This is a genomic window from Aminobacter sp. BA135 (genome assembly GCF_050859125.1).
GTDB classification, from domain to species: domain Bacteria; phylum Pseudomonadota; class Alphaproteobacteria; order Rhizobiales; family Rhizobiaceae; genus Aminobacter; species Aminobacter ciceronei.
Map to the genome: position 1 here is coordinate 2,647,818 of NZ_CP139572.1, position 16,464 is coordinate 2,664,281.

Genomic DNA, 16,464 nt, shown 5'->3' on the forward strand with positions numbered 1-16,464 from the left:
GGGGGACCGATACGCATGCTAACTTTGCTTGTCGACTTTGCGGACAAGGTGTCGTTCTTCAACGTCTTCCGCTACATCACATTTCGCACCGGCGGCGCGTTGATCACGTCGGCGCTGATCGTCTTCATCTTCGGGCCAGCGATCATCAACGCCCTGCGCCTGAGGCAAGGAAAGGGCCAGCCGATCCGCGCCGATGGTCCGCAAACCCATTTCAAGAAGGCCGGCACGCCGACCATGGGCGGCCTGATGATCCTCAGCGGCATCGTCGGGTCGACGCTTTTGTGGGCCAACATTACCTCCGTCTATGTCTGGGTGGTGCTGTTCGTCACCCTCGGCTTCGGCGCCATCGGCTTCTATGACGACTATCTCAAGGTGACCAAGCAGTCGCATCTCGGCCTGTCAGGCAAGGCGCGCCTCGGCATCGAATTCGTCATCGCCGGCATCGCTGCATGGGTCATCATGCACAATGGCCAGGCGCCGTTCTCGTCGTCGCTGACATTCCCGTTCATCAAGGATTTCCTGCTCAATCTCGGCTGGTTCTTCATTCCCTTCGCCTGCTTCGTGGTCGTCGGTGCCGGCAATGCCGTGAACCTGACCGACGGCCTCGACGGTCTTGCAATCGTTCCGATCATGATCGCGGCGGCCTCCTTCGGCGTCATCGCCTATCTCTCGGGCAACGCGGTCTTCGCCGAGTATCTGCAGATTCACTTCGTACCCGGCACCGGCGAACTCGCCGTCATCCTTGGCGCCGTCATCGGCGCCGGCCTCGGCTTCCTCTGGTTCAACGCGCCGCCCGCCGCCATTTTCATGGGGGACACCGGCTCGCTGGCGCTTGGTGGCTTGATCGGAACGGTTGCTGTCGCCACCAAGCACGAGATCGTCATGGCGATCGTCGGCGGTCTGTTCGTCATGGAGGCGCTTTCGGTCATCATCCAGGTCGGCTTCTTCAAGATGACCGGGAAGAGGGTGTTCCTGATGGCGCCGATCCACCACCATTTCGAAAAACTTGGCTGGACCGAAAGCCAGGTCGTCATCCGCTTCTGGATCATTGCTGTTATCCTGGCGCTGATCGGCCTTTCCACCCTCAAGCTGCGCTGAGGCTCCCATGATCCCCGCGACGTCATTTCAGGGAAAGCGAGTGGCGCTCTTCGGCCTCGGCGGCTCCGGAATCGCGACCGCGCGCGCGCTTGCGGAGGGTGGGGCCGACGTGCTTGCCTGGGACGACAATCCCGAAAGCGTGGCGCGGGCCGCTGCCGAGGGCATTTCGACCGGCGACCTGCGCGGCGCCGACTGGGCCGGCGTCGCGTCCTTCGTGCTGTCGCCGGGCGTGCCGCTGACGCACCCCAAACCGCACTGGACCGTGGAACTGGCGCGTGGCGCCGGCGTCGAGATCATCGGCGACATCGAACTTTTCGCGCGCGAACGCCTGGCGACGGCGCCGACCGCGCCCTTCATCGCCATCACCGGCACCAACGGCAAGTCGACGACGACGGCGCTGACGGCGCACATCCTGCAGTCGGCCGGTCGTGATACGCAGATGGGCGGCAATATCGGTCGCGCCGTGATGACGCTGGATGCGCCGCGGCCTGACCGCCATTACGTCGTCGAGTGCTCGTCCTACCAGATCGACCTCGCGCCATCGATCAACCCGACTGCCGGCGTGCTGCTCAACCTGACGCCTGACCATCTCGACCGCCACGGCACCATGCAGCACTACGCGTCGATCAAGGAGCGCCTGGTCGCCGGCAGCGACACCGCCATCATCGGCGTCGACGACATCTACTGCGCCCAGATCGCCGACAGGCTCGAACGCGCCGGCAAGGAAGTCGTGCGTATTTCGAAGCGTCTTCCTTTGACCGACGGCTATTTCGCCGACGGCAGCGACCTGATGGAAGCCATCGACGGCCGCTACAGCCGCATCGCCTTCCTCGAAGGCATCGGTTCGCTGCGCGGCCAACACAACGCCCAGAATGCGCTCGCAGCTGTGGCTGCCTGTCTCAAGGTCGGGCTCGACCTCGGCGAGATCCAGGCCGGTCTCGAAAGCTTTCCCGGCCTTGCCCACCGGATGGAGCAGGTTGGCCGCAAGGGGCATGTGTTGTTCGTCAACGATTCCAAGGCGACCAACGCTGATGCCGCGGCACCCGCTCTGTCTAGCTTCCAGCGCATCTACTGGATCGCCGGCGGCTTGCCCAAGGAGGGAGGCATCGAGCCGCTGCGCAGCCTGTTCCCGCGCATCGCCAAGGCTTATCTGATTGGCGAAGCGGCTCCGGCGTTTTCCGCGACGCTTGGAGAAGCGGTGCCCTATGAAATCTCGGGCACGTTGGCGGCAGCCGTCGAGCACGCGGCCGAGGATGCCGCCAGGGACGATACGAGCGAGGCCGTGGTGCTGCTGTCGCCAGCCTGCGCCAGCTTCGATCAGTTCAAGAATTTCGAAATTCGCGGCGAAGCCTTCAGGCAAGCTGTGAATGCTATTGATGGCGTCAGCGCTATCGGAGGGGCAAGATAATGGCCAGCCGTCTCGACAGAAGTCCCGTCGCCTTGTGGTGGTGGACGGTCGATCGATGGTTCCTCGCGGCATTCCTGTCGCTGATGGGACTGGGCATCGTGCTTTCGTTCGCGGCAAGCCCGGCGGTTGCCGAGCGCATCGGCCTGGACGGGTTCCACTTCGCCACCCGCCAGATCATCTTCACCATCCCCGCCTTGGCGGTGATGATCGCGGTGTCGTTCCTCGACACCAGGCAGATCAGGCGCATGGCGCTGGTGATGCTCTGCATCATGCTGGTGATGATGGTGGCCGTGCTGTTCATCGGCGTCGAGGTCAAGGGTGCCAGGCGCTGGCTGTCGCTGGCCGGTGTCTCGATCCAGCCCTCCGAGTTTCTCAAGCCGGCCTTCGTGGTCATCTGCGCCTGGCTGTTCGCTGAGCACGAGCGCCAGCCCGACATCCCCGGCAACCTGTTTGCCATGATCCTGCTTGGCCTCGTCGTGGCATTGCTTGTGGCGCAGCCAGACCTTGGCCAGACCATGCTGGTGCTGGGCACCTGGGGCGTGATGTTCTTCATGGCCGGCATGTCATGGTTCTGGATCATCGCGCTTGGATGCGTGGGCGCCGGCGGCCTGTTTGCCGCCTATACGATTTTCCCGCACGTCGCCGGACGTATCGACCGCTTCATGACCGGCGAGGGCGACACCTTCCAGGTCGACATGGGCCGCGACGCCATCATCAATGGCGGTTGGTTCGGCGTCGGACCGGGCGAGGGCACCGTCAAGCGGGTCATCCCCGACAGCCACGCCGACTTCGTCTTCTCCGTCGCCGGCGAGGAGTTCGGCATCATCCTGTGCCTGATCATCATGGCGATCTTTGCCTTCATCGTGCTGCGCGGCCTGCGCACCGCGCTCAGGGAGCATGACGACTTCACCCGCTATGCTGTTGCCGGCCTCGTCGTCGTTTTCGGCTTCCAGTCGGTCATCAACATGGGTGTGAACCTGCAGCTGATGCCGGCCAAGGGCATGACGCTGCCCTTCATCTCTTATGGCGGCTCGTCGCTGATCGCGATCGCCATGTCGATGGGCATGGTGCTGTCCTTGACCCGCAAGAAGCCGGAAAAACTCAGGCCGGGTGGTTTCTCCGCCATGCCGCGCCATGTGGTTGCGGCCGAATAACATGGCCAAGGGAACTGTCATGCTTGCCGCCGGCGGGACCGGCGGCCATCTCTTTCCGGCCGAGGCGCTGGCACATGAACTGACCGCGCGCGGCTGGCAGGTGCATCTCGCCACCGACGACCGCGCGGAACGTTTCGCCGGCAAGTTTCCGGCTGCGGCCATTCATCCGATTTCATCGTCGACCATCGGCTCGAAGAACCCGATAGCGCTCTTGCGCGCCTTCTGGAGCATCTGGCGCGGCGTGCGCCAGGCCTCGAAGGTCATTGCCCAGATCAAGCCCTCCGTCGTCATCGGCTTCGGCGGCTATCCGACGCTGCCGCCGCTCTACGCTGCGACGCGGCGTTCTGTGCCGTCGATGGTGCATGAGCAGAACGCCGTGATGGGGCGCGCCAACAAGGCGCTCGCAGCCAGGGTCGACGCAGTCGCCGGCGGCTTCCTGCCCGAGAATGCCGGCGCCAACAGCGCCAAGGTCGTCGTGACAGGCAATCCGGTGCGCCCGGCGGTCATCGAGGCGGCGAAGACGCCTTACATTGCGTCGACGGGCGCGGATGCCTTCAGTTTGCTGGTCTTTGGCGGCAGCCAGGGCGCGCAGTTCTTTTCCGACGCGGTTCCTGGTGCAATCGCGCTATTGAACGAAGCGCAGCGCAAGCGCCTGTGTGTTACCCAGCAGGCACGCGTCGAGGATGCCGACAAGGTCAAGGCGGCCTATGCCAGGCTCGGCATCGCCGCCGACGTGTCGCCGTTCTTCGGCGACATGGCGCAGCGCATGGCGGCAGCGCATCTGGTGATCTCGCGCTCGGGTGCCTCGACGGTTTCCGAGATTGCGGTCATCGGCCGCCCGGCATTTCTGGTGCCTTATCCCTACGCGCTCGACCACGACCAGGCGGCGAACGCCGCGCGACTGGCTGCAGCCGGCGGCGGCGAAGTGCACCCGCAGGCAACGCTTTCGACTGAGCGCATTGCCGAGATGATCGGCGGCGCGATGGAGGATCCGGCGCGCATGGTGACGATGGCGGCTGCCGCCAAGTCAGTCGGCAAAGCGGACGCCACACGGTTGCTCGCCGACCTCGCAGAGGCTATTGCGTCCAAAACGCCCGTTTCGGAATTCAAGAAGGGAGTGCGGTCATGAAGATGCCGCAGACCATCGGCCTCGTGCATTTCATCGGCATCGGCGGCATCGGCATGAGCGGCATCGCCGAGGTGCTGCACAATCTCGGCTACAAGGTGCAAGGCTCCGACCAGTCCGAGAGCGCCAACGTCCAGCGCCTGCGCGACAAGGGCATCGAGTGCTTCGTCGGTCACAAGGCCGAGAACCTTGGCGATGCCGAGGTGATCGTCGTTTCGACCGCGATCAAGAAGACCAATCCCGAACTGCAGGCGGCACGCGAGAAGCTTCTGCCCGTCGTACGCCGCGCCGAAATGCTGGCCGAGCTGATGCGCTTCCGCAACGCGGTCGCCATCGGCGGCACCCACGGCAAGACCACGACGACCTCGATGGTGGCGACGCTGCTCGATGCAGGCGGGCTCGACCCGACCGTCATCAATGGCGGCATCATCAATGCCTATGGCACCAACGCCCGCATGGGCGAAGGCGAGTGGATGGTGGTCGAAGCCGACGAGAGCGACGGCACCTTCCTCAAGCTTCCGGCCGACGTCGCCGTCGTCACCAACATCGACCCCGAGCATCTCGACCATTACGGCACCTTCGACAAGGTGCGCGAGGCGTTCCGCCAGTTCGTCGAGAATGTGCCGTTCTACGGTTTTGGGGTGATGTGCACCGACCATCCCGAGGTGCAGGCGCTGGTCAGCCACATCGAGGATCGCCGCGTCATCACCTATGGCGAGAATGCCCAGGCCGATGTGCGCTTTACCAATCACCGCATGGAAGGTGCCGTTTCGGTCTTCGACGTTGTCATCCGCAACCGCAAGTCCGTGTCTTCAACGGTGATCGAAGGGTTGCGCCTGCCGATGCCGGGCCGCCATAACGTTTCCAATGCAACCGCTGCCATCGCGGTCGCCACCGAACTCGGTATCACGCCCGAGGCCGTGAAGCGCGGGCTGCTGTCGTTCGGCGGCGTCAAGCGCCGCTTTACCCATACCGGCACCTGGAATGGCGTCGAGGTGTTCGACGACTACGGCCACCACCCGGTCGAGATCAAGGCCGTGCTGCGCGCCGCGCGCGAGGCCACCGCCGGCCGCGTCATCGCCATTGCCCAGCCGCACCGCTTCACCCGCTTGCGCGACCTGTTCGACGATTTCTCTGCCTGCTTCAACGACGCCGATACCGTCATGATCGCGCCCGTCTATACGGCCGGCGAGGATCCGATCGAAGGCGTCAATTCGGAAGCCCTGGTGTCGCGCATCCGTGCCGGTGGCCACCGCGATGCACGCTACGTCGATGGCCCCGCCGCCGTGGCACCGATCGTGCGCGAACTGGCCAAGCCGGGCGACTTCGTCGTCTATCTCGGCGCCGGCAACATCACGCAATGGGCCTATGCCCTGCCGGGCGAACTCGCCGGGAGCGGATCGTGATCGGAGGCGAGGCGCTCATTGCCAAGCTCGGTGACCGGCTAACCGGCCTGCGCGGCCGCATCACGCCCAGCGCCGAGATGGAGAAGATCACCTGGTTTCGTGCCGGTGGCCTGGCCCAGGCGCTGTTCCAGCCCGCCGACGAAGAGGATCTGGCAGATTTCCTGAGGGCTGTGCCGGAAGAAATCCCTGTCATGGTCGTCGGCATCGGTTCCAATCTGCTGGTGCGCGAGGGCGGGATTCCGGGGTTCGTCGTCCGCCTGTCCGCCAAGGGGTTCGGCGAGGCCGAGGCGATTTCGGCGACCGGCATCAAGGCTGGTGCTGCGACGCCCGACAAGCGCGTGGCAGCCCTTGCGCATGACAACGGCATCGGCGGCTTTCATTTCTACCACGGCATTCCCGGCGCCATCGGCGGCGCCTTGCGGATGAATGCGGGCGCCAATGGCGTCGAGACGCGCGAACGCGTCGTCGAGGTCCGCGCGCTCGACCGCAAGGGCGACCTGCATCTGCTGTCGAATGCCGACATGGGCTACAGCTACCGTCAATCGGCTGCCGCAGCCGACCTGATCTTCACCTCGGCGACCTTCGAGGGTTATGCCGAGGACAAGGACGCCATCAAGACCGCTATGGATGCGGTCCAGCACCATCGCGAGACGGTGCAGCCGATCCGCGAGAAGACGGGCGGCTCGACCTTCAAGAATCCCGAGGGAACCTCGGCCTGGAAGGAAATCGACAACGCCGGCTGCCGCGGACTGATGATCGGCGGCGCACAGATGTCGCCGCTGCATTGCAATTTCATGATCAACACCGGCAACGCCAGCGGCTATGATCTCGAGTATCTTGGCGAGACGGTGCGCAGCCGCGTGCTCGAGAATTCGGGCATCCGCCTGCAGTGGGAAATCAAGCGTCTCGGCAACTTCAAGCCCGGCCACGAAGTGCAGGAATTCTTGGGGCAATTGCTCTAGGCGGCGCGCTCCGCCGGAGCAGCAGGAGCCTGTGAAAGCCATCCGAAATGACGATCTTCGAAAGGCCTCGACACATCCTTGCCGGGGCCTTTTTGCGAGCTGAATTTCGCCTTTTACCATCGTCATCCTGCGGGTCAGCGGAAGCCGCATTGGTCATGAAATTGCAACGAATTCCAATCGGCTCTTGCCACGGAATCAAGTCTCTGATTCTCTGACCTAAAGCGTTTCCTGATTTGAGTCGCGTGACGCGTAGCCCGCGTTTCCAGCCGGAGGTCCAACTTCCGGGTGCTCTTTTTTGATCTTTGGAAACAAGGCGTTGTGTCTGAGTCGAGAGGGGATCTCAGGGGATGAAGTCAAAGCACGTCGCTGTCCTGATGGGCGGGTTTTCGTCCGAGCGGCCTGTGTCCCTGTCGTCTGGCAATGCCTGCGCCGAAGCGCTCGAGCAGGTGGGCTTTCAGGTTACTCGGGTCGATGTCGATCGTGACGTCGGCGCAGCGCTTTCGGCGCTCAGGCCTGATGTCGCATTCAATGCTCTGCATGGCCCTTTCGGCGAAGACGGCACCATCCAGGGAATTCTCGAATATCTGGCCATTCCATACACCCATTCTGGCGTGCTTGCCTCGGCGCTTGCAATGAACAAGGAGCAGTCGAAGAAGGTGGCCAAAGCTGCCGGTATTCCGATTGCCGAATCCAGGGTTCTCGACCGGTTCGCCATCGGCAATCAGCATCCGATGAAGCCGCCTTACGTGGTCAAGCCTGTGTCGGAAGGGTCGAGCTTCGGCGTGGTCATCGTCAAGGAAGACCAGTCGCATCCGCCGCAGGTCATCTCGTCGTCGGAATGGCGCTACGGCGATACGGTGATGGTCGAGCGCTACGTCCATGGCCGTGAGTTGACCTGCGCCGTCATGGGCGATGTCGCGCTCGGCGTCTGCGAGATCATCCCGACCGGTCACGCCTTCTACGATTATGATTCAAAATATGTTGCCGGGGGATCAAAGCACGAATGCCCCGCGAAAGTTTCACCGAATATTTACCAAAAAATACAAACACTGTCGCTCAAGGCTCACCAAGCGATCGGGTGCCGGGGCGTCTCCCGGTCTGACTTCCGGTACGACGATCGCCATTCCGAAAATGGAGAGGTCGTCTGGCTGGAGGTCAATACGCAACCCGGCATGACGCCGACGTCGCTGGTGCCTGAGATTGCCGCCCAAGCCGGGCATTCGTTTGGTGAGTTGTTGAGTTGGATGGTGGAGGACGCTTCGTGTTTGCGTTGAGGTCGGGACAGAACAGAAGGATGGGTGGCTCGGCGCCGCGCGTCTTCGGGCTGCCCTTGTCCGCGGAGCATTTCGTGCTGCCGCGGCTGCTGCGCAAGCCGGTTCGCATGCTGTCGCGCTTCGGGCGTGGGGAGTTCACTCCTCCGCCCTATGCTGCGTCGATGCTGACGGCTGCGTTCCTTGCCGCAAGCTCGCTTTATGGCGCCTATCTCGGTGGTCACTTCCCGGCGATGGTCCAGGGTGTGACCGCTCGCAGCGGCTTTGCCGTCGACCAGATCAAGGTCTCGGGCAATCGCGAAACCTCCGAAATCGACATTCTCGACAAGCTCGAGCTCGATGGCTGGACTTCGCTCGTCGGCTTCAATCCGGAAGAGGCGCGCGAGCGTATCGTCAGCTTGCCCTGGGTGCGCGATGCCGCTGTTCGCAAGGTCTATCCCGATACGATCGAGGTTCGCATCGACGAGCGTGACGCTTTTGCGATCTGGCAGCACGGCAACCAGCTCAGCGTCGTCGAGAAGGACGGCAAGATCATCGCTCCTTATGCTGGCGGGCGCCAGGCCACGCTGCCGCTGGTCATCGGCTTTGGTGCCGCCAACCGTGCCGCCGACTTCGTCGCCAGGGTTCAGGCGTTCCCCGCGCTTGCGTCGCGGGTAAAAGGCTACATTCGCGTCGGCGAACGGCGCTGGGATCTGCGTCTCGACAACGGCATCACCGTCAAGCTGCCCGAGAATCAGGTCGATGCAGCGCTTGCCGACCTTGCCGATCTCGACCGCGAGAACGCGCTGCTGACCCGTGACATCTCGGCCGTCGACATGCGTTTCAGTGACCGGCTGGTCGTGCAGTTGACGCCGGAAGCCGTCGAGCGGCGCGCCGATCTGCTGAAAAACAAGCCGAAAGCCCTCAAGGCGAAGGCGGAGAAGAGAATATGAGCTGGCTGGGCGGTCAAAAGGATCCGGTTTCGCGTCGCTCGGGCATCCTTACGGTGCTCGATGTCGGTTCGAACAAGGTCTGTTGCGTGGTCGCCAAGCTGAAGCCGGCCGAAGGCAGTCAGCTGCTCAAGGGACGTACCCACCAGGCCCAGGTCATCGGCATCGGCCACCAGAAGTCGCAGGGCGTGAAGTCGGGCGTGGTCGTCGATCTCGACCGCGCCGAACATGCCATCCGTCTCGCCGTCGACGCCGCCGAGCGCATGGCAGGCCTTACCGCCGACTCACTGATCGTCAATCTGTCCGCCGGCCGCATCAAGAGCGAGGCGTTTTCGGCAACCATCAATCTCGGCGGCCATGAGGTCGACGAAACCGACGTCCAGCGCGTGCTCGCCGCCGGTGCCAAACAGGCGCTGAGGGCAGAGCGCGACGTTATCCACTCGCTGCCCGTCGCCTTCTCGCTCGACGCCGAGCGCGGCGTGCGCGATCCGCGCCGCATGGTCGGCGACACGCTTGGCGTCGACATGCATGTGCTGACCGGCGATTCGGCGCCGATGCGCAATCTCGAGCTCTGCATCAACCGCTCGCACCTGTCGGTTGAGCATATGGTGGCTACGCCTTACGCCAGCGGCCTTGCGGCACTCGTCGACGACGAACTCGAAATGGGTGCTGCCTGCATCGATATGGGCGGTGGCACGACCACGCTTTCGGTCTTTGCGGAAGGGCGCTTCGTCCATGCCGACGCCATTCCTGTCGGCGGCAATCACGTCACCATGGATATGGCCAAGGGCCTGTCGACGCGCCTCGACGATGCCGAGCGGCTCAAGGTCATGCATGGATCGGCGCTTCCCGGCACCACCGACGACCGCGACATGATCAGCATCCAGCCGATCGGCGTCGACGACAGCGAAGTTCCGCTGCAGATCCCGCGCTCTGTCATGACGCGCATCATCCGCGCCCGCATTGACGAGACGCTGGAGCTGCTGCGCGACCGGCTCAACAAGTCGGGTTACGGCAATGCCGTCGGCAAGCGCGTCGTCCTCACCGGCGGTGCCAGTCAGCTCGTCGGCCTGCCCGAGGCAGCGCGACGCATTCTCGGCCGCAATGTGCGCATCGGCCGCCCACTCGGCGTGGCAGGTCTGCCGGAGGCGGCCAAGGGGCCAGCTTTCGCGACCGCCGTCGGGCTTCTCATCTACCCGCAGATGGCCGGCATCGAGAGCCAGTCTGCGAAAGGGATTTCCCGTTACAGGGCAACGGGAACTGGCGGAAAACTGCATCGCATGAGTCAGTGGTTGAGAGACAGTTTTTAGGAATTGACGGGGGCAGCCCCATTACCGGCCGCACGGCGAAGCGGTTCGAAAGGCAAAAAGGACGAGGACTATGACGATCAATCTGCAGAAGCCGGACATCACCGAGCTCAAGCCCCGCATCACCGTGTTCGGTGTCGGCGGTGGCGGCGGCAATGCCGTCAACAACATGATCACCGCTGGCCTGCGCGGCGTCGAGTTCGTCGTGGCCAACACCGATGCGCAGGCACTCACCATGTCGAAGGCCGAGCGCCTCATCCAGCTCGGCGCGCATGTCACCGAGGGCCTGGGCGCGGGTTCGCAGCCGGAAGTCGGTCGCGCCGCCGCTGAAGAGTGCATCGACGAGATCATCGACCACCTGTCGAACACGCATATGTGCTTCGTCACCGCCGGCATGGGCGGCGGCACCGGCACCGGTGCTGCTCCGGTCGTCGCCCGCGCCGCTCGCGAAAAGGGTATCCTGACCGTCGGCGTCGTCACCAAGCCGTTCCACTTCGAAGGCCAGCGCCGCATGAAGACGGCCGATTACGGCATCGAAGAGCTTCAGAAGTGCGTCGACACGCTGATCGTCATCCCGAACCAGAACCTGTTCCGTCTGGCCAATGACAAGACGACCTTCGCGGACGCCTTCGCCATGGCCGACCAGGTGCTGTATTCCGGCGTTGCCTGCATCACCGACCTGATGGTCAAGGAAGGCCTGATCAACCTCGACTTCGCCGACGTCCGTTCGGTGATGCGCGAGATGGGCAAGGCCATGATGGGCACCGGCGAAGCTTCGGGCGAGGGCCGTGCGATGGCCGCCGCCGAAGCGGCAATCGCCAACCCGCTGCTCGACGAAACCTCGATGAAGGGCGCCAAGGGCCTGCTCATCTCGATCACCGGCGGCCGCGACCTGACCCTGTTCGAAGTCGACGAAGCTGCCACCCGAATCCGTGAGGAAGTGGATCAGGACGCCAACATCATCCTGGGCGCCACCTTCGACGAAGACCTCGAAGGCGTCATCCGCGTGTCGGTCGTCGCCACCGGCATCGACAAGTCGGCTGCCGACATGGCTGCTGCACCGCTGACCATCCGTCAGGCGCCGAAGCCGGCACAGCGTCAGGTCGAGGCACCGCGTCCTGTCGTGCAGGCTGCTCCTCTCGAACAGCCGCGCATGGAAGTGCGCACCAACGATCCGGTCGCCGAGGCCATCCGCCTTGCCGAAGCCAATGCCGCCGCGATGGCGCAGCCGCGTCCGGCCGCTCCGGCTGACGACTTCCGTCCGCAGAGCAAGCTGTTTGCCGCGCCGCCGGCCCAGCCGCAGGTCCAGCAGTACCAGCCGCAGCAGTTCCAGCAGCCCGCACCGCAGCCGGTTGCCCAGCCGCAGGTGGCACCGCAGCGCGAGATGATGCAGCCGGCCCAGGTTCAGCCGCGCATGCCGCGCGTCGAGGACTTCCCGCCGATGGTCAAGGCCGAGGTCGAAGCCAAGGCTCAGCCGGCCGAGCAGCATGAGGACCGCGGTCCGATGGGCCTGCTCAAGCGCCTGACCAGCGGCCTGACCCGCCGTGAGGAAGAACCGGCACGCCTGCAGCCCGCGCAGCCGCGCGAGCCGAAGCTGCGCCAGCCGGCGCCCGAGCAGCGCCGCATGACCAGCCAGGAATCGCAGATGTACGCGCCGCGCCGCGGACAGCTCGACGAACATGGCCGCCTAGCACCGCAGGCACGGACTCAGGAGGACGATCAGCTGGAGATTCCGGCGTTCCTTCGCCGGCAAGCCAACTGATCTGTGAACGACCGGTAACACTGTTTGAAAGGCGGGCGTCTCGACGCCCGCCTTTTGCTCTGAAAAGATAAGTTAAAACATGAGCTTGGCGGGGCGAGTCGAAGCGTCCCCGCAGTTACACAGAGTAAGAAACCGTGATTTGGAGTCTCTCACCCGGAAGACTATCTTCGCGCCGATTAAGGTCGCTGACGGGTATTGTGGGGATGAGGTCCCGTCTGGCGAGCATAAGAGCCGTGCGCCGTGGTGTGGCGAAGCGGACGTGGTGAGTACGGGCATATGGGGATCGACTTGCAGGACTATCAGACAACACTCAAATCGCGTGTCACCCTGTCGGGCGTTGGCGTTCACAGCGGCAAGCCGGTAGCCATCCATTTCGCGCCGGCAGACGCGGATACGGGCGTGGTGTTTCAGGTTGCTGACCGAGAATTTCGCGCAATTGTGTCAGAAGTGGGTGCGACCGACCTTTGCACCTTGCTTGGCGATCCCGCCGGCCAGCACGTTGCCACGATCGAACACCTGATGGCCGCTCTGTTCGGCCTCGGTATCGACAATCTGCTGATCGAAGTCGAAGGCGCTGAAATCCCGATCATGGACGGCAGTGCCGCGCAGTTCGTCGAGGCCATCGACCTGGCCGGCATCGAAGTGCAGGGCGTCAAGCGCCGTTACATTCGCGTTCTCAAGCCGGTACGAATCGAAAGCGGCGCCTCCTGGGCCGAGTTCCGGCCCTATGGCGGCACGCGATTCGAGGTCGAGATCGATTTCGAGAGCCCGGCGATCGGTCGCCAGTCCTTTGCTTCCGACATCAACGACGACATTTTCCGCCGCGAGATCTCGCGCGCCCGCACCTTTGGTTTCATGAAGGACGTCGAGCGCCTGTGGGCCGCCGGCTATGCGCTTGGTTCGTCGCTCGAGAATTCAGTGGTTATCGGCGACGACAACCACATCATCAACATGGAAGGCCTGCGCTTCTCCAACGAGTTCGTGCGCCACAAGACGCTGGACGCGATGGGCGACCTGGCACTCGCCGGCGCGCGCTTCATCGGCTGCTTCCGTTCCTATCGTGGTGGCCACCGGCTGAATGCCGCTGCGCTGCGCCGCCTGCTTTCCGACAGGTCGGCTTTCGAAGTCGTCGAGACGTCGCGCCGCGAGCGCGGCCGCTCGGCCGAACTTATTGCTGTCAGCGCCGCAGTCCACGCGCCCTGGACGCTCTGACGGCCGGCAATCGCCTGGAGGTGGTGTGACCTTGTTGCACCACTTGGCCGGCGAAATGGCACGCGTCATTGCGTGCCACAAAATTGCGCGATTGGCGGCTGATAGCGTTGCCCGGCAAAGCCAGTTGTGATCTATGGCCATTGCCTAAAAGCGAAACAGCGCCAAAGGGGCGGAACTCTGTGATGTCATTGATACGAGCCGATCGATCGAAATTGCGCGTGAAGCCTCTGGTTGTGGCGCTTTCGCTCATCGCTCCGACGCTTGCACTGTCCGGCTGCATGTCCGGCGAAGCCGATGTCGATCTCGCGACCTATGTCGAGCAGACCGAGCCGGCCGACGTGCTCTACAATCAGGGCCTTGCCAACCTCAACGCCGGCCGCCTCAAGGAGGCCAGCCGCAAGTTCGAGGCCGTCGACCGTCAGCACCCCTATTCGGAGTTCGCCCGCAAGTCGATGGTAATGGGCGCATTCGCCAGCTATCGCCAGGGCTCCTATGAAGAGGCCATCAACTCGGCCAAGCGCTATCTCGCGCTGTATCCCTCGACCGACGACGCGGCTTACGCCCAGTACATCATCGGCCTCAGCTACTTCCGCCAGATTCGCGACGTGACGCAGGATCAAAAGGAAGCTCGCCGCACCATTGAGGCGATGACCGAGGTGGTTCAGCGCTGGCCCGCATCGGAATATGTCGACGATGCAAACGCCAAGATCCGCTTCGCCCGCGACCAGCTCGCCGGCAAGGAAATGCAGATCGGCCGTTATTATCTCGAGCGCCGCGAATTCATCGCCTCGGCAAAGCGATTCCGCAACGTGGTCGAGAACTATTCGAACACCCGCCACATCGAAGAAGCGCTCGCCCGCCTGGTCGAGACCTACTACGCGATGGGCCTGACCTCGGAAGCCCAGACAGCTGCCGCCGTGCTTGGCCAGAATTATCCTGACAGCCAGTGGTACAAGGATTCGTACAAGCTGCTGCAGACCAACGGCCTAGAGCCCCGCGAGAATGCCGGTTCCTGGATTTCCAAGGCCGGGAAGATGTTCTCCGGCGCCTGACCAGAAATAGATGCTCTCGCGCCTGTCGATCCGCGATATTGTCCTGATCGAACGGCTGGACATCGATTTCACGCCTGGCCTGTCGGTGCTGACCGGTGAGACCGGCGCGGGCAAATCCATCCTTCTCGACGCATTGTCGCTCGCGCTCGGCGCGCGCGGCGATGCATCGCTCGTCCGCCACGGTGCCACGCAAGGGCAGGTGAGTGCGGTCTTCGACGTGCCGCGCAACCATCCGGCGCGTACGCTGCTTGCCGACAATGCCATCGACGACGATGGCGACATCATCCTGAAACGCGTCCAGACCGCCGACGGGCGCACGCGCGTCTTCGTCAACGACCAGCCGTCCAGCGTCACGCTGATGCGCGACATCGGCCGCGCGCTTGTCGAAATCCACGGCCAGCACGACGATCGCGCGCTTGTCGACGCCGGGGCGCATCGCGATGTGCTCGATTCGTTTGGCGGTCATGTCGGCGAAGCCAAGGCCACCGCCGACGCGTGGAAGTTGTGGCGCGGTGCCGAGCAGGAGCTGTCGCGCCATCGCGCCCGCGTCGATGCCGCCGCGCGCGAGGCTGAATATCTGCGTGCCTCGGTGACCGAACTCACCAAGCTCGATCCCCAGCCGGGGGAGGAGAGCGAGCTCGCCGAACTGCGTGCCGCGATGATGCGCGTCGAAAAGATCGCCTCCGAAATCCAGGATGCACAGGACGTGCTGTCGGGCTCGTCGTCGCCGCTGCCGCAGCTTGCCAGCCTGTTGCGCCGCCTGCAGCGCAAGGCGGCCGAGGTGCCGGGCCTGCTCGATGAGGTGGTGAAATCGCTCGACGAGGCGATGATCTCGCTTGATGCGGCGCAATCCGGCGTCGATGCCGCCCTTCGCGCCACCGAATATGACCCGCAGCGGCTGGAAAAGGCTGAGGAGCGGCTGTTTGCCCTGCGCGCGGCCGCGCGCAAGCACAATGTTGCCGTCGACGACTTGGCCAAGCTGCGCGACACGATGGTTGCCGACCTCGCCGACCTCGATGCCGGCGAGGAGCGGCTGCAGGTGCTGGAAACGCAGGCGAGGACCAGCCGCGATGCCTATGATCGCATCGCTGCCAGTCTGTCGGAGCTGCGCAAGACTGTGGCCGAGAGCCTGCGCAAGACCGTCATGGCAGAGCTGCCCGAGCTCAAGCTCGAACGCGCCGAATTCATCGTCGAGATGTCGAGCGAAGCCGACAATCGCATGCAGGAAGGTATCGACCAGGTCGAGTTCTGGGTGCGCACCAATCCCGGCACCCGGCCGGGCCCGATGATGAAGGTCGCCTCGGGTGGCGAGCTGTCGCGTTTTCTCCTCGCGTTGAAAGTGGCGCTTGCCGATCGCGGCTCGGCACCGACCCTGGTGTTCGACGAGATCGATACCGGCGTGGGTGGCGCGGTTGCCGACGCCATCGGCCAGCGGCTGGCACGGCTGTCCCGCCGGGTGCAGGTGCTGTCGGTGACGCATGCGCCGCAGGTCGCGGCCCGCGCGGCGACGCATTTCCTGATCTCCAAGAAGGGCAACACCGACAAGGTGGCGACCGGTATCCACGAGATGGACCGTACCGCGCGCCAGGAGGAAATTGCGCGCATGCTGTCTGGCGCCTCGATCACCGAGGAAGCGCGCGCCGCCGCCGAGCGCCTGCTGCGCGAGAACACGGCCGTCCTTTCCTGACCACGCGATTGCGGCTCCCATGTCAGGAGCCTTCGCGATGCTGCTGATTTGACGTGGAATTCGGTCCGGGCGGCTCCCGCTCGACAGCGT

General features: G+C 64.0%; 13 protein-coding genes. All 13 read left to right on the forward strand.

What is annotated here, in order from left to right; translation table 11 throughout:
* Positions 1–15 precede the first annotated feature (15 nt).
* The 13 genes from mraY (at position 16) to recN (ending at position 16,374) form a co-directional block, all read left to right on the forward strand.
* A complete protein-coding gene (gene mraY / locus SLT36_RS12805; RefSeq protein ID WP_067960384.1) occupies positions 16–1,098 on the forward strand; it encodes a phospho-N-acetylmuramoyl-pentapeptide-transferase in 1,083 nt (360 codons plus the stop codon).
* 7 nt (positions 1,099–1,105) lie between these two features.
* Entirely contained in the window at positions 1,106–2,506 is a 1,401-nt protein-coding gene (gene murD / locus SLT36_RS12810) for a UDP-N-acetylmuramoyl-L-alanine--D-glutamate ligase (RefSeq protein ID WP_432287913.1), read from the forward strand.
* The gene (ftsW, locus tag SLT36_RS12815; RefSeq protein WP_192315548.1) at positions 2,506–3,660 is read left to right on the forward strand and encodes a putative lipid II flippase FtsW; all 1,155 of its coding nucleotides are present in this window, start codon (positions 2,506–2,508) and stop codon (positions 3,658–3,660) included. Before murD ends, ftsW begins: the two co-directional genes overlap by 1 nt.
* A gap of 1 nt (position 3,661) precedes the next feature.
* Entirely contained in the window at positions 3,662–4,789 is a 1,128-nt protein-coding gene (gene murG / locus SLT36_RS12820) for an undecaprenyldiphospho-muramoylpentapeptide beta-N-acetylglucosaminyltransferase (RefSeq protein ID WP_432287915.1), read from the forward strand.
* Positions 4,786–6,192, forward strand: coding sequence for a UDP-N-acetylmuramate--L-alanine ligase (gene murC, locus SLT36_RS12825; protein ID WP_432287916.1), 1,407 nt, complete (start codon positions 4,786–4,788; stop codon positions 6,190–6,192). The genes murG and murC overlap by 4 nt, the downstream gene beginning before the upstream one ends.
* Positions 6,189–7,154 (forward strand): UDP-N-acetylmuramate dehydrogenase, encoded by a 966-nt coding sequence (gene murB, locus SLT36_RS12830; RefSeq protein ID WP_432287918.1) that lies wholly within the window; start codon positions 6,189–6,191, stop codon positions 7,152–7,154. The genes murC and murB overlap by 4 nt, the downstream gene beginning before the upstream one ends.
* Before the next feature lie 347 nt (positions 7,155–7,501).
* Positions 7,502–8,428, forward strand: a complete 927-nt coding sequence (locus tag SLT36_RS12835) for a D-alanine--D-alanine ligase (protein WP_432287919.1) — start codon at positions 7,502–7,504, stop codon at positions 8,426–8,428.
* On the forward strand, positions 8,416–9,357 hold the full coding sequence (locus tag SLT36_RS12840; RefSeq protein WP_432287921.1) for a cell division protein FtsQ/DivIB: 942 nt from the start codon (positions 8,416–8,418) through the stop codon (positions 9,355–9,357). The genes SLT36_RS12835 and SLT36_RS12840 overlap by 13 nt, the downstream gene beginning before the upstream one ends.
* A complete protein-coding gene (gene ftsA / locus SLT36_RS12845) occupies positions 9,354–10,664 on the forward strand; it encodes a cell division protein FtsA (RefSeq protein WP_432287922.1) in 1,311 nt (436 codons plus the stop codon). The genes SLT36_RS12840 and ftsA overlap by 4 nt, the downstream gene beginning before the upstream one ends.
* A gap of 70 nt (positions 10,665–10,734) precedes the next feature.
* Positions 10,735–12,423 (forward strand): cell division protein FtsZ, encoded by a 1,689-nt coding sequence (gene ftsZ, locus SLT36_RS12850; RefSeq protein WP_432287923.1) that lies wholly within the window; start codon positions 10,735–10,737, stop codon positions 12,421–12,423.
* Between the two features lie 276 nt (positions 12,424–12,699).
* Entirely contained in the window at positions 12,700–13,635 is a 936-nt protein-coding gene (gene lpxC, locus SLT36_RS12855; protein ID WP_115731432.1) for a UDP-3-O-acyl-N-acetylglucosamine deacetylase, read from the forward strand.
* Positions 13,636–13,817: 182 nt separating this feature from the next.
* Positions 13,818–14,687 (forward strand): outer membrane protein assembly factor BamD, encoded by an 870-nt coding sequence (locus SLT36_RS12860; RefSeq protein ID WP_067960420.1) that lies wholly within the window; start codon positions 13,818–13,820, stop codon positions 14,685–14,687.
* Positions 14,688–14,697: 10 nt separating this feature from the next.
* Positions 14,698–16,374 carry a DNA repair protein RecN gene (gene recN / locus SLT36_RS12865; protein ID WP_432287925.1) on the forward strand — a complete coding sequence of 559 codons (1,677 nt, stop codon included), beginning with the start codon at positions 14,698–14,700 and terminating at the stop codon, positions 16,372–16,374.
* The last annotated feature ends 90 nt before the right edge of the window (positions 16,375–16,464 follow it).